The organism is Microbacterium sp. K24, assembly GCF_004794465.1.
GTDB lineage: Bacteria > Actinomycetota > Actinomycetes > Actinomycetales > Microbacteriaceae > Microbacterium.
Window position 1 is genome coordinate 1 of sequence record NZ_SSDJ01000154.1, and the last position, 12,782, is coordinate 12,782.

Here is a 12,782-nt window from a genome sequence, read left to right on the forward strand (position 1 = left end):
AGGCCGAGCGGATCGACCGCGCGACGGCTCCGGCGACGGCTCCCGCGGAGGCGACCGCCCCGTGGGGCGATCGGCAGGATGCCGGCGCGGATGACGCGGCGGCCCGTGAGGCTGCTGCTCGTGAGGCTGCTGCTCGTGAGGCTGCCGTTCGGCAGGCCGGCGACCGCGAGATCGCGGAGCAGGAAGCCGCTGCCCGGAAGATGGCCGCCTTCGAGGAAGCCGCAAGAGAAGATGTCGAGGCCGCAGCTCGGCACGACGTCGAGGCGGATGCCGTTCCCGCGGTGCCCGTCGCGCCCGAGCCGGTGCTGGTCGGCGTGACGCCGGGTGCCCCGGACGTCGCCGCAGCGTCCGTTCCGGGGGCCGACACGCCAGATGTCGGACCGGATGCCGCAGGAAGTCCGACATCTGGCGTGTCGTCCGACGCCGCGACACCGACACCGACACCTCGGGGCCGCGTGCCCTCGCGCCGCTTCCTCATCTCACTCGCTGCCATGCTCGGCATCCTCGTGCTGATCGGCACCGGCTTCGGCATCGTCAGCCTCCTGCAGGGGCCGCGCATCTCCGAGGTGCAGGTCGATCCGGAGCAGGCGATCGAGTCCTCCGGCAGCAGGGTCATCATCACCGCGAACCAGGCGCTCGCCGACATCGATCCGGAGCAGGTCACGGTCGAGCCCGCGGTGCCGTTCACGGTGGATGCGTCGGGCCGCGGCGTCGGCATCCGCTTCACCGTGCCGCTCGACGATTCGACGGACTACACCGTGCGCATCGCCGACGTCACGGGCACCGGAGGCGGGCCGTCGACCGAGCTGACCACCACCTTCTCGACCCCGGCCTCGAACATCTTCCTGCTGCGCCGCGACGTCGACGGCGACGACACGATCTTCCGCACCGACCTCAGCGGTGAGAAGGCGGTGCCGGTGTTCGCTGTCGACAAGATCAACGACTTCCGGGCGACGTCGACGCAGCTGGTCGTATCCGTCGAGGAGGACGACGGCTCCCGCCTGCTGGTGATGGATCGCGACGGCCGGAACCAGCGCGAGCTCGAGCTTCCCGGCGACGGGTTCGTCGGAGCGATCCAGGTGTCCGAGCGCGGCGGGCTGGTCGGCTACAGCTACTCCGATCGCGAGCTCAGCGACACGGAAGGGCGCGCGAGCGTGCTCGTCACGCAGCCGCTGAACGGCGACGAGAAGCCGCAGATCATCGAGGTCGGCGACGCCGAGGCGAGCGTGTTCGCCTGGCAGTTCGTGCCCGACAGCTCGGCCGTGCTGTTCATCGACTTCGACGGGGCGCTGTCGCTCGTCGATCGTTCGACGGACGCGGGTGTGCAGTCGCTGGGCCTCGCGGCCACGATCCAGGGGATCTCCCGCGGCACCTACACGGCCATCGTGGAACGGCTCGACGGGACCGTGGTGGAACTCAACCTCGCCGACGGCTCGGAGGTGCCGCTCGCGGCATCCGATCCCGACTACGGCACCGCGACGTCGATCACTCCCTACCCGGGCGGCACGCTCCGCCATGTCGTCGCCCGCGACGAGTCGGGGATGCCGATCGGGCAGGCGGTCGTCCGCGTCGACGACGACGGCGCCGCCACGCCGCTGGTGGAGGTCGGCTCGTCGGACTCGATCCTGCAGGCCTGTGCCTCGCCGAGCGGCCAGTACGCCGCGGTGGTCATCGCTCCCGACCTGGCCGACAACCGGTACGACGGCATGCTGCTGCCGCTGCCGGAGAACGTCGAGACGCACCTCATCGACATGGAATCGGGTGACGAGCTCGTCGCCCTCACCGGCTTCGACGCGTCGTGGTGCCAGACGGCGCCGCGGTTCTGATGGGCCTCCGGTTCTGATGGTCGGGCTGCGCCGCGCCACGCGCGCGGATCTGGACGGCTCGGCCGTCGAGATCGCGCCGCGTCTGCTCGGCGCCGAGCTGCGCACCGTGGTCGCCGCTCCGGGAGTGCCGTCGGATGCCGCGCCCGTCGAGGTGCGCCTGCGCATCACCGAGGTCGAGGCCTACCACGGGCAGGGCACGGGCGACGTCGCCGATCCGGGTTCTCACGCGCGGATGGGACGCACGGCACGCAACGCGACGATGTGGGGCGAGCCCGGGCACCTGTACGTGTACCTGAGTCACGGCATCCATTCCTGTGTCAACGTGGTCGCGGGTCCCGAAGGGCAGGGCGACGGCATCCTGCTGCGCGCCGGCGAGATCGTCTTCGGAACGGATGCCGCCGCCGGGCGCCGCGGTGCGGAACTGCCGCTCGGGCGCACGGCGCTGCGGGACCTCGCCCGCGGGCCGGGACGACTCGGACAGGCCGTGGGGCTCCGGCATCCGCTGCACGACGGGATCGACGCGATCACCGGTGCGGAGCACCACGGCGCGCGTGCGGAGCTCTGGCTCGGGGAGCCGCTCACCGAGATCGCGACCGGACCTCGCGTGGGTGTCGCCGGCGTCGCCGGGACGGATGCCTTCCCCTGGCGGTTCTGGATCGACGGAGACCCGACGGTGTCGCCGTTCCGCTGGGGCCGTGGGGCGCAGGCAGCGGCTTCCGCCGTGCTAGACTGACTCTTTGTCTGCGCACACTCCTGTGCGCAGTTCGCGTGCTACCGGGTCCCGAGGGATCCGGCTGCGTGCAGACAAGGGATCTTGGGTGGGGCCGTCTGGCCTCACGGTAGAGAAGGAGTCACCATCATGGCAGCAGTGTGCCAGGTGACCGGAGCTGTTCCCGGTTTCGGTCACAATGTCTCGCACTCGCACCGCCGGACGAAGCGCCGCTTCGACCCGAACGTGCAGAAGAAGACGTATTTCGTTCCGTCGCTCGGTCGTAAGATCACGCTCAACGTGTCCGCCAAGGGCATCAAGGTGATCGACGTCCGCGGCATCGAGAACGTCGTCAAGGACCTCCAGGCGAAGGGTGTGAAGCTCTAATGGCCAAGAAGGCTCAGGACGTCCGTCCGATCATCAAGCTGCGTTCCACGGCAGGTACGGGATACACGTACGTGACCAAGAAGAACCGCCGCAACACCCCCGACCGCCTCGTGCTGAAGAAGTACGACCCGGTCATCCGTCAGCACGTCGAATTCCGAGAGGAGCGTTGATCAATGGCTAAGAAGAGCAAGATCGCTCGCAACGAGCAGCGCAAGGTCATCGTCGAGCGTTACGCCGAGCGTCGCGCCGAGCTGAAGAAGACCCTGGTCGACCCGAACGCCACCGACGAGGCCCGCGAGGCCGCACGCGTCGGCCTGCAGAAGCTGCCGCGCAACGCGTCGCCGGCTCGCGTGCGTTCGCGCGACGTCATCGACGGCCGCCCCCGCGGTGTCCTCACGAAGTTCGGCATCTCGCGTGTCCGCTTCCGTGACATGGCACACCGTGGCGAGCTGCCCGGCGTGACCAAGTCGAGCTGGTAAGTCTCAGCAGACAGTCGAAAGGGGCGAGGATCTTCGGATCCTCGCCCCTTTCGCGTGTGTGGGGTGCGATGCGTGCGCCCCGCGTCCCCGGCATTCCGGAGGACATCTGCGCTCGGGAGGACGGATATCGGGATTCCACCCTCCCGATGGCAGATGTCCTCCCGAACGACGACCGCCAGGCATCAGGCGACGGATGCTGTCGCGTGCGACACCGCCCAGGCGAGGGCCTCGTCGGCGATCTCCTCCCAGCCGTCCTGGCTCACGAGGCGGTGCGTGCGTCCGGCATACTCCTTGCGCTCGACGGTGGCGGGGCTGCCGGTCGAGCGGTACTTCTTCTCGATCGCCCGCACGATGGCCGGCGGCACGACGTGGTCGATCTCCCCCGCGATGAGCAGCAGCGGGGCGCGGTCGGTGCGGGCGTAGTCGACGCGGGTGACGCCGCCCTTCTCGTTCAGCACCGAGGTGACGCCCTCGAAGAAGACCCGGTTGTAGGAGTTGACCGCGTACTCCTCCCAGAGCGCGTCGGATGCTGCGCGGGGCAGGTCGTTCCCGAAGGTGAAGTGGAAGTGGCGCTTCGACAGCGGCTTGGCGCCGTTGCGTCCGAAGGGGTTGGCGAGGATCGGGGTGCCGGTCCAGAGGGTGGAGAGGGGGAGTGCGGTGACGCCGGCCGTCTGTCCGGGTGCGACGCCGACGTAGGCGACGCCGAGGCCGCGGTCGGCGAGCATCTGCGTGATCACTCCGCCGAACGAGTGGCCCATGATGATCGGCTTGACCGGAAGGGCGCGGATGATGCGCTCGTAGTGGTCGGCGATCTGCTTCAGGCCGATGCCCTTGAGGGCTGCCGGGTTGCGTCGGATGTCCGCGACCGTGCGGTCGTCGATGCCGGGCCATCCGGGGACGATGACCTCGTGGCCCTGGGCGCGGAAGCGCTCCGCCCAGGTGTCCCAGCTCTTCGGCGTCATCCACAGGCCGTGGATGAGGACGATCGGGGCCTTGCCGGTGCTGGTGCTGTCGGTGCTGTTCATGATGCCTTCTCCTTGTCGGGCCCCGCCCTGTGCGGCTGCCGTATAGTGATAGTAGACCGAACGTTCTATCTACCGCAAGTACTTTCTCGAAATTCGTGGAAGTCGCCGTCGGGATGCGGGGGATCGGATGCGACGATGAGAGGAGAGAGACCATGGACACCACGACGAAGAGACCCAGCCCCGCCCGCGCGCGACTGATCGACGCAGCCACCCGACTGTTCTATGAAGAGGGCATCCACGCGGTCGGCGTCGACCGCGTGATCGAAGAGGCGGCCGTGACGCGCGCGACGCTCTACAAGCAGTTCGGCGGCAAGGAGAACCTCGTCCTCGCCTACCTCGGCAACGAAGACGAGATGCTCCGCGGCATGTTCGCCGATGCCGGTGCCGCCGTCGCCGACCCGGAGGGCCTGCTGACAGCGATCATCGATGGCATCGCTGCCGACATCCGCCAGCGGCACACGCGCGGATGCCCGTTCATCAACGCGGCAGCCGAGTACCCGGATGCCGGAGGGGCCGTGCGTCGGCTCATCGGCGAGCACCGCGAGTGGTTCCGCGCGACCCTGCAGGCCGTGGCCGAGGGCGCGGGTCTGGAGCGGCCGGCCGACGTCGCGGCATCCCTCGTGCTGCTGCGGGATGCCGCCCTCGTGGGCGGTTATCTCGACGGCGACGACCGGGTGACTCCTGCGTTCGAGCGCACTGCTCGCTCGGTGATCGACGCCCACCGTCCGCGTGAAACCGCCTGAAACGTGTGACTGGAGTGACGGAAGTGGTGCGACACGCCCAGTAATTGCCCAAAACCCGCGAAATGACGCGGAAATGTGGGTGGTCGTTGATACATTCGAGGCGGTCGCAAGACCAGGAGCATCCGCTCCGAACCCACAACGATGCGACGGGATCTCGTCGCTGGAGGAGTGACATGGCTGACAAGTCCATCACCAAGACCGAGCTCGTCGCGAGCATCGCAAGCGCCACGGGCCAGAGCCAGGCCACCGTCTCCGGTGTCCTCGACTCGCTCTTCGCCACGGTTTCCGACGCTGTTGCCAAGGGCAGCAAGGTCTCGATCCCGGGTTGGATCTCGTTCGAGCAGGTCGACACCGCTGCCCGCACGGGCCGCAACCCGCAGACCGGCGCCGAGATCAAGATCCCGGCCGGCAAGCGCGTCAAGGTGACCGCTGGCTCCAAGCTCAAGGCTGCCGTCAAGTAATCCGACGCACCTTCACGAAGGCCGCCGCCCGTCTCGGGTGGCGGCCTTCGGCGTTCCCCGACGGTCAGCCAGAGCGGATGCCGCGGCTTAGGCTGGAGGGGTGACTTCCCACGCCGAGACGACCAGGGGTTCCTCGGCGTATCGACTCGCGGGAATCGTGATCCTCCTCGTCGCCGCCGTCATCGCCACGGTGATCGCCCTCGCGCTGGGAGGCGGAGCCAAGCCGCCGCTTCTGCAGGACCCCGGACCCTTCGTGCTCTGGGGCACGCCGATCGCGAAGCTCGTGATGAACATCGCCGGTGCGGCGATGCTGGGTGCGCTCGTACTGGCCCTCTTCGCTCTGCGCGCCGGAGAGCGGGCCTTCGACACCGCCCTGAACGTGGCCTCGGTCGGGGCCGCGGTCTTCACCGTCGCGTCCGGGCTGGCCGGCTTCCTCGCGTTCATGGCGGCGTTCAACCCGAAGCTCAGCATCGAGCGCGAGTTCGGCACCCAGCTCGGGCGCTTCCTGCTCGACCTCCCTCTCGGACAGTCCTGGCTCATCACCACGATCTTCGGCGCCGTGATCACCGTGCTCGCGTTCGCGTGGCGCACATGGACCCCGACGCTCATCACCGCTTTCCTCGCCGCGGCATCCTTCCTCCCGCTTGCCACGCAGGGGCACGCGGGCGATCTCGCCGGCCACAACGTCGCGGTGAACTCGATCCTGCTGCACATGATCGCCGCGGCCGTCTGGCTCGGCGGACTGTTGCTGCTCGTCCTGCTGCGCGGCCGCACCGACGTCGACACCCCGCGACTCGTCGCCCGCTACTCGTCGCTCGCGATCGCCGCCTTCGCCGTCGTCGCCGTGTCGGGAGTCACCCGCTCCATCGTCGCGGTCGGCAGCTGGGACGCGCTCTGGACGACTCCGTACGGCGCGATCGTGCTCGCGAAGGTCGCGCTGCTCGTCGGCATGGGCCTGCTCGGCGCCTGGTACCGGACCCGACTCATCCCGAAGCTCTCGGGCGAACGCGCCACGCGGTGGTTCTGGATGCTGGTGCTCGGAGAGGTCGCGCTGATGGGCCTGGCATCCGGAGCCGCCGCCGCCCTCGCCCGCACGCCTCCGCCGACCGGCGAGACCGCGGCGTTCGTGCAGACGCCGGCCGAGATCCTGACCGGCACGACGCTGCCGCCGGAGCTCACGCTCGAGCGCTGGTTCACCGCGTGGAACATCGACGTGCTCTGGCTCGTGGCCGCCGGCTTCGGACTGTTCCTCTATCTCGCCGGCGTGATCCGTCTGCACCGTCGGGGCGACCGCTGGCCGATCTACCGCACCGTGTTCTGGGTGCTCGGCATGCTGCTGCTCGTCTGGGTCACCGGCGGCCCGATCAACGCGTACCAGGAGTACCTGTTCAGCGTGCACATGCTCGGGCACATGATGCTGTCGATGGCGATCCCGCTGCTGCTCGTCACCGGGGCTCCGATCACCCTCGCGCTGCGCGCGGTCCACAAGCGCGACGACGGCACCCGCGGCGGCCGCGAGTGGATCATGTGGGCCGTGCACTCGCCCGTGTCCCGCGTGCTGACGCACCCGTTCGTGGCGGCGGCGATCTTCATCCTCTCGCTGTGGGCGTTCTATTTCACCGATCTCGTGCGCTGGTCGATGTACGAGCACCTCGGCCACGAGTGGATGGTCATCCACTTCCTGCTGTCGGGCTACCTGTTCGTGATGAGTCTGATCGGCGCCGACCCGGTGCCGTACCGCCTGCCGTATCCGGGCCGCCTCATTACGCTCATCGCCATCATGGCCATGCACGCGTTCTTCGGCATCGCGATCATGTCGCAGGAGGGCCTGATGGTCGCGGACTGGTTCGGGTCGATGGGCCGCGACTGGGGCGCCGACCCGATGACCGACCAGTACGTCGGCGGCGGCATCGCCTGGTCGATCGGCGAGATCCCGACGCTGATCCTGGCCATCACGGTCGCGATCCAATGGAGCCGCAACGACACGAAGCTGCAGCGCCGGAGCGACCGGAACGCCGACCGCACCGGCGACGCCGAGCTCGAGGAGTACAACGCCAAGCTCGCCGCACTCGCGGAGCGCGATCGGCGCGAAGCGGAGCGCGCGCAACGCTAGCGCCGCGCGCCCGGCTCACTCCGCGACGGGATCCTCGGGGGAGCCCACCCGGATCGATGCGGAGCCGTCCGGCAGGATCACGATCGTGCCGTTGACCTGGAAGGGCACGTCCTCCGACACCGGGTCGATCGAACCGTCGAACAGCGACAGGATCTCGACCTCCACGTGGGCGACGGCATCGGTCGGGGGGATCTGCCACCCGGCGCCGTCGGGCTCCACCGTCACCTGCGGCTGCGTGGCGATCGACCACTTCGGCGGCGAGGCAATGCGGTTCCGCACCTCGAGGCCGAACGGACAGGCCGCGGGCAGCAGCACCTCCTGCGTCGTGCACTCGGTGAGGAACTCCTCGACCCGCTGCTGCACGACCGACACGAACTCCTCGGTCGGCTTCGCCTGCACGTCGAGCGGAGTGACGGCCAGCGGAGTGTCGGCGAGCACGCCGGTGCCGGACGACTGGGCGATGGCGGTGTCGACCGTCACCGAGTACAGTCCGGGCGTGAACACGAGCAGCGGCAGCGGATCGAGCCCCGCGGCGTTCACGCCGGCCGCCGACACCTGCCGTCGATCGACCTCGAAACCGTTCACGGCGAAGCGGTCGGCGCCGCGCACCGTGAGCTCCACGACCGCCAGCGGGCTGGTGGTGAAGCGCCAGTTCGGTGTGACGCCGGCCCATCCGTCCTGCTCGACGAGGAACGTGCTGCGTCCTTCGTGGCCGCCGGCCTTGTAGCTGACGGTCACCGCCGTCTTGCCCTCCGCGGGTTCCTCGGACTCGATCTCGACGTCGGTCAGCGGCGCGAGCGCCGCGTGACGGAGCATGGCCTCGGATGCCGTCGCGTCGATGCCCGCCGCATCGAGGGTCTCGCGGTCGACGGCGACACCGGGGATGCGCAGGGCATCGGCCGCTCGTCCGGCGGAGAGCAGATCGAGGTAGCGGGTCACGAACGCCGACGGCCCGTAGAACTGCTGATAGAGGGTGGCGCCACCGGCGCCGAGCGCGGCGAGCAGGAGGACGCCCACGAGCGCGAGCAGAGCCAGGTCGGCACCGAGACGGGCGCGCCGGGCCCCCGTGGTCGCGACCTGCTGCATGGCGTCAGTCTAGGAGGGCGTCCTGAGACGACGCCGAGCGTCGGCGGTGCCGGGCGGATGCCGGGACGTAGCATGGGTGGGCGCCCCGTGTCCGTCCGCTGCCCCCTGTGAGAACCGTGTCCCTTCCCGCCCTGTCCGAGGAGCAGCAAGAGCTGTTCCGGCTCATCGAGGACACCGGCGAGCACGTCTTCATCACCGGACGCGCCGGCACCGGCAAGTCGACTCTCCTGCAGCACTTCGCCTGGAACACGAAGAAGCAGATCGCGATCTGCGCTCCGACCGGCGTCGCGGCGCTGAACGTCGAGGGGCAGACGATCCATTCGCTGTTCCGCCTGCCGATCGGGCTCATCGGCGACGCCGACATCGATCAGAACGACGCGACCCGCCGCATCCTGAACGCGATCGAGACGCTGGTGATCGATGAGATCTCCATGGTCAACGCCGATCTGATGGATGCCATCGACCGCTCGCTCCGACAGGCCCGCGGCCGGCGTGGGGAGCCCTTCGGCGGTGTGCAGGTCGTGATGTTCGGCGATCCGTACCAGCTGGCTCCCGTGCCTCCGCGCGGTGACGAGGCCCGCTACGTGCAGGACCACTACCGATCCTTCTGGTTCTTCGACGCGAAGGTATGGGCGGGCCCGTGGACCGGCTCCGGCACCCGGGCGGAATCCCACGGCTTCGGGTCGTCGGACCAGGACGGTCTCTTCGCCGTCGACACCAGGGCCGAGCTGCACGTGCGGGAGCTGGTGAACATCCACCGGCAGTCCGACGACGGATTCAAGGCGATGCTCAACGCGGTGCGCTACGGCCGGGTGACCGCCGAGATCGCCGGCGTGCTCAACGCGCAGGGGGCGCGGACGCCGCCCGACCCCGAGCCCGGGGAGGTGCCGATGATCACCCTCGCGACCCGCAACGACATCGTCAACAAGATCAATAGTCAGCACCTGAATGCCCTCCCGGGCAAGGAGCAGACCGCGCGGGCCGAGGTCAGCGGCGACTTCGGGCGCGGTGAGGCCTCGCTGCCGGCGGAGTCGGAGCTGAAGCTCAAGGTCGGCGCGCAGGTGATGTTCCTGCGCAACGACACCGCGATGTCGGGCGAGCCACCGCGCTGGGTCAACGGCACGATCGGCACGGTCGTCCGCATCCTCGGGGGAGCGGTGCGCGTCGACATCGACGGCGAGGAGGTCGACGTGGAACCCGCGGTCTGGGAGCGATTCCGCTACGCGTACGACCAGAACACCAAGAAGCTGTCCCGCGACGTGGTGGCCGAGTTCACGCAGTTCCCGCTGCGGCTCGCCTGGGCCGTGACGATCCACAAGTCGCAGGGCAAGACCTACGAGCGCGCGATCATCGACCTGGGCTCGGGGGCCTTCGCCCCCGGTCAGACGTACGTCGCACTCAGCCGGCTCACGTCATTGGACGGGCTGTATCTGTCGCGGGCTCTGCGTCCCACCGACATCCGGGTCGACGAAGACGTGCGGCGATTCATGCGCGAGGCGTGGCTCGCGAGGTCGACGCCGGAACTCGGGAAGGCCTGACCTCAGGCGGCGACGCGGGCGCGGTCGAGGTCTTCGAAGAGCTCGGTGTTGAAGCGGTAGGCGAGGAGCACCTCGTCGATCACGCGCTCGCGCTCGGCCTCGTCCCAGGGAGCGGAATCCAGCTGCTCGCGGTAGACGTCCTTGAAGGCCGCCGGGTCGGCGATGTCGTCGAACAGGTAGAAGCCGATGCCGTTGGTCTCGAAGCCGAAGCGCCGCGCCATGATGCGGCCGATGAAGATGCCGCCGGAGAGATCGCCGAGATAGCGCGTGTAGTGGTGCGCGACGAAGCCGCCGGCCCACGTCGCGCCGACCTGACGGATGCGCTCGACGTAGCGCTCCGTGGTGGGCAGCGGCGTGATGCGCTCGCGCCAGTCGGCGCCGAGCAGGAACTCGAGGTCGGCCTCGAGCGCGGGGAGGCGCGTGAGCTTGTCGCTGAGGAAGACGGATGCCACCGGGTCGTGCCGCATGCGCTCGCCGGCGCCCTCGAGCGCCTCGTAGATGAAGTAGTGCTGCGAGACGAGCGAGATGTAGTCCTCGCGCGAGCCCTCGCCCTTCAGCAGGTCGGACATGAATCCGGCGCCCTCGCTGCGGGAATGCGACCCGGAGGAGCGCTCGCGCAGCGCGGCGGAGAAGGAGAGGATCTCAGGCATGGGACCAGTGTAAGGGTTGCCTAACCTCGGATGGAAGCCGAGTTTCGCGGTCAGGCGTGCGGTCGGGGCTCCACGCCCAGGCGCGCGCAGGCGGCGTCGTACAGGGCGACGACCTCGCGGCGCACGGCCGGCCGGTCGTCGATGGGTCCGCCGGGCCACGGCACCCGGAGCTCGGAGACCTGGTCGTCGCGGGTGATATCCCACACGCCGCCATCGCCGTCGAAGCCGGTCATGACGGCATCCGTGACGGGGCTCTCGGCCGGTTCGGCGAAGGCGCGCGCGATGAGCAGGTTGTCATCGGTGTGGTCGCCGTTCATGTGGCGGAGGACGGCGGTGATCACATCGGAGTCGAAGGCGTGGGGCACATTCACACCTTACGTGCGCCCGGTCCGGCGGGCGCCGGTGCTGACTTTCAGGATCCTCGTTCTAGACTCGGGGGACACGTCTTCGGGGGTACTTACCAATGCAGCTTCTCTCGTCGCGCCGGTGGCGCGCCGCCGCGGCCACCGCGGCCGTGCTCGCTCTCGTCCTCACCGGTTGCTCCGAAGGCGAGTCGTTCACCTACACGCCGCCCGCTCAAGCCGAAGGCTCGCTGCCCGACGACACGGTCGCCGCCATGCAGGAGGCCGTCGACAACGCGGTCGCCGCATCGGGCGCCAGCGGTGCGATCGTCGGGGTCTGGGTGCCGTGGAGCGGCACCTGGGTGACGGCCAGCGGGTCGCAGGACCGCGCGGGCGAAGAGGCGCTCGACACGGAGATGTCGTTCCGCATCGCCGACGTGACGCGACTGATGACCTGCGACGTGCTCTACGCGCTGGTCGACGAGGGCACCGTCGAGCTGGACGCGAAGGTCCCGAAGTACGTGTCGGGTGTCGCCGACATGCAGGACATCACGCTTCTCGACCTCTGCAACGGCACGAGCGGCGCCGGCTCGTCCGAGGCGACCGTCAAGAACGCATGGCTGACGACTCCCGGCCGTGTCTGGGCTCCGCTCGAGCTCGCCGGCTTCGGGTTGGGGCACGCCCGCGGCGCCGCGCACACGACGTATCAGGACTCCGACTCCGGCTACCTGCTGCTGGGTCTCGCGCTCGAGCGCGCATCCGGCATGACGGCCGCCGAGCTGATCGCCGAATACGTCACGGAGCCGCTCGGCCTTCCGAACACCTCGCTGCCCGGCGTCACCGCCGCTCCGCCGTCGACCGGGCCGGTGATGAACGGCCATTACATCAGCGCCATCGAGGGCGGGTACAGCTGCGAGGCGCCGATCGACATCACCACGCTCTCATCCAGCGCCGGTTTCACGGACTCCGGTGTCGTCTCGACCATCACCGATCTCGGCCGCTACGCCCAAGCCGAGGCCGCGCAGGTGCTCCGCAAGGACAAGGACAAGCCGAACCGCTTCGGCGCCCCGCTCCCCGTGAGCGAGACGGACCCGTCCTGGTACCAGGCCACGGGCGGCGCCTACCTCGTCGGCTCGTTGGTCGGCCAGCACGGATGGACGCCCGGCTACGCGACGTCCGCCTACTCGGACCCGGCGACGGGCTTCACGGTCGCGGTGGTCCTCAACGACTCGACAGCGGGTTCGGTCTTCGCGCAGTACCTGTCGTGGGAGCTCGCGGCCATCGCCTCCAAGGCGCCTGCCGCGTCGGGTCAGACCGCGCCGGAGTTCGGCCTGCCGTTCACGGCCGAGCAGTACCACCAGGCGATCACGGACGCGGCGCTCGTGTGCGTGCCGCCGCCCGTGGAGTGATCCGCGCCCGATCCG

Annotated in this window: 14 protein-coding genes; 10 read left to right on the plus strand and 4 right to left on the minus strand. The window is 69.3% G+C overall.

Translation table 11 applies throughout. The annotated features are described in order from the left end of the window. From DW306_RS20040 to rpsN, 5 genes are all read left to right on the plus strand, one after another. The coding region (locus tag DW306_RS20040; protein ID WP_342670870.1) for an Ig-like domain-containing protein at positions 1 to 1,826 on the plus strand (1,826 nt) is incomplete at its 5' end. A 16-nt stretch (positions 1,827 to 1,842) separates the two neighbouring features. After that, on the plus strand, positions 1,843 to 2,559 hold the full coding sequence (locus DW306_RS20045) for a DNA-3-methyladenine glycosylase (protein ID WP_136057341.1): 717 nt from the start codon (positions 1,843 to 1,845) through the stop codon (positions 2,557 to 2,559). A 126-nt stretch (positions 2,560 to 2,685) separates the two neighbouring features. After that, positions 2,686 to 2,922, plus strand: a complete 237-nt coding sequence (gene rpmB, locus DW306_RS20050; protein ID WP_017203559.1) for a 50S ribosomal protein L28 — start codon at positions 2,686 to 2,688, stop codon at positions 2,920 to 2,922. Beyond that, complete coding sequence (gene rpmG, locus DW306_RS20055; protein ID WP_017203558.1) at positions 2,922 to 3,092, plus strand: 50S ribosomal protein L33; 171 nt, start codon at positions 2,922 to 2,924, stop codon at positions 3,090 to 3,092. Before rpmB ends, rpmG begins: the two co-directional genes overlap by 1 nt. A gap of 3 nt (positions 3,093 to 3,095) precedes the next feature. Next, a complete protein-coding gene (rpsN, locus tag DW306_RS20060) occupies positions 3,096 to 3,401 on the plus strand; it encodes a 30S ribosomal protein S14 (RefSeq protein WP_017829734.1) in 306 nt (101 codons plus the stop codon). 182 nt (positions 3,402 to 3,583) lie between these two features. Here the strand turns inward: rpsN and DW306_RS20065 are convergent, their stop codons facing one another. Continuing rightward, the gene (locus DW306_RS20065) at positions 3,584 to 4,426 is read right to left on the minus strand and encodes an alpha/beta fold hydrolase (protein ID WP_136057342.1); all 843 of its coding nucleotides are present in this window, start codon (positions 4,424 to 4,426) and stop codon (positions 3,584 to 3,586) included. A 152-nt stretch (positions 4,427 to 4,578) separates the two neighbouring features. Here DW306_RS20065 and DW306_RS20070 point away from each other — a divergent pair, with 152 nt between their 5' ends. The 3 genes from DW306_RS20070 (at position 4,579) to DW306_RS20080 (ending at position 7,743) form a co-directional block, all read left to right on the plus strand. After that, positions 4,579 to 5,169, plus strand: a complete 591-nt coding sequence (locus DW306_RS20070; protein ID WP_136057343.1) for a TetR/AcrR family transcriptional regulator — start codon at positions 4,579 to 4,581, stop codon at positions 5,167 to 5,169. Positions 5,170 to 5,342: 173 nt separating this feature from the next. Continuing rightward, on the plus strand, positions 5,343 to 5,630 hold the full coding sequence (locus tag DW306_RS20075) for an HU family DNA-binding protein (protein ID WP_017203554.1): 288 nt from the start codon (positions 5,343 to 5,345) through the stop codon (positions 5,628 to 5,630). Between the two features lie 100 nt (positions 5,631 to 5,730). After that, complete coding sequence (locus DW306_RS20080) at positions 5,731 to 7,743, plus strand: cytochrome c oxidase assembly protein (protein WP_136057344.1); 2,013 nt, start codon at positions 5,731 to 5,733, stop codon at positions 7,741 to 7,743. A 15-nt stretch (positions 7,744 to 7,758) separates the two neighbouring features. Here the strand turns inward: DW306_RS20080 and DW306_RS20085 are convergent, their stop codons facing one another. Then, complete coding sequence (locus tag DW306_RS20085; protein WP_136057345.1) at positions 7,759 to 8,829, minus strand: hypothetical protein; 1,071 nt, start codon at positions 8,827 to 8,829, stop codon at positions 7,759 to 7,761. Positions 8,830 to 8,945: 116 nt separating this feature from the next. On the opposite strand from DW306_RS20085, the gene DW306_RS20090 reads away from it, so the two are divergent. Continuing rightward, complete coding sequence (locus DW306_RS20090; protein ID WP_168429393.1) at positions 8,946 to 10,367, plus strand: AAA family ATPase; 1,422 nt, start codon at positions 8,946 to 8,948, stop codon at positions 10,365 to 10,367. A gap of 2 nt (positions 10,368 to 10,369) precedes the next feature. On the opposite strand, the gene DW306_RS20095 is transcribed toward DW306_RS20090, so the two are convergent. Both DW306_RS20095 and DW306_RS20100 read right to left on the minus strand, forming a co-directional pair. Then, positions 10,370 to 11,017 carry a biliverdin-producing heme oxygenase gene (locus tag DW306_RS20095; RefSeq protein ID WP_136057347.1) on the minus strand — a complete coding sequence of 216 codons (648 nt, stop codon included), beginning with the start codon at positions 11,015 to 11,017 and terminating at the stop codon, positions 10,370 to 10,372. A 50-nt stretch (positions 11,018 to 11,067) separates the two neighbouring features. Beyond that, entirely contained in the window at positions 11,068 to 11,382 is a 315-nt protein-coding gene (locus tag DW306_RS20100; RefSeq protein WP_136057348.1) for a DUF2470 domain-containing protein, read from the minus strand. 98 nt (positions 11,383 to 11,480) lie between these two features. Here DW306_RS20100 and DW306_RS20105 point away from each other — a divergent pair, with 98 nt between their 5' ends. Next, positions 11,481 to 12,767, plus strand: a complete 1,287-nt coding sequence (locus DW306_RS20105) for a serine hydrolase domain-containing protein (RefSeq protein WP_136057349.1) — start codon at positions 11,481 to 11,483, stop codon at positions 12,765 to 12,767. The last annotated feature ends 15 nt before the right edge of the window (positions 12,768 to 12,782 follow it).

Excerpts from the sequence above, each read along its gene's own strand:
- DW306_RS20045 (WP_136057341.1), top strand. The coding sequence starts at position 1,843 with ATGGTCGGGCTGCGCCGCGCCACGCGCGCGGATCTGGACGGCTCGGCC.
- rpmB (WP_017203559.1), top strand. The coding sequence starts at position 2,686 with ATGGCAGCAGTGTGCCAGGTGACCGGAGCTGTTCCCGGTTTCGGTCAC.
- rpmG (WP_017203558.1), top strand. The coding sequence starts at position 2,922 with ATGGCCAAGAAGGCTCAGGACGTCCGTCCGATCATCAAGCTGCGTTCC.
- rpsN (WP_017829734.1), top strand. The coding sequence starts at position 3,096 with ATGGCTAAGAAGAGCAAGATCGCTCGCAACGAGCAGCGCAAGGTCATC.
- DW306_RS20065 (WP_136057342.1), bottom strand. The coding sequence starts at position 4,426 with ATGAACAGCACCGACAGCACCAGCACCGGCAAGGCCCCGATCGTCCTC.
- DW306_RS20070 (WP_136057343.1), top strand. The coding sequence starts at position 4,579 with ATGGACACCACGACGAAGAGACCCAGCCCCGCCCGCGCGCGACTGATC.
- DW306_RS20075 (WP_017203554.1), top strand. The coding sequence starts at position 5,343 with ATGGCTGACAAGTCCATCACCAAGACCGAGCTCGTCGCGAGCATCGCA.
- DW306_RS20085 (WP_136057345.1), bottom strand. The coding sequence starts at position 8,829 with ATGCAGCAGGTCGCGACCACGGGGGCCCGGCGCGCCCGTCTCGGTGCC.
- DW306_RS20095 (WP_136057347.1), bottom strand. The coding sequence starts at position 11,017 with ATGCCTGAGATCCTCTCCTTCTCCGCCGCGCTGCGCGAGCGCTCCTCC.
- DW306_RS20105 (WP_136057349.1), top strand. The coding sequence starts at position 11,481 with ATGCAGCTTCTCTCGTCGCGCCGGTGGCGCGCCGCCGCGGCCACCGCG.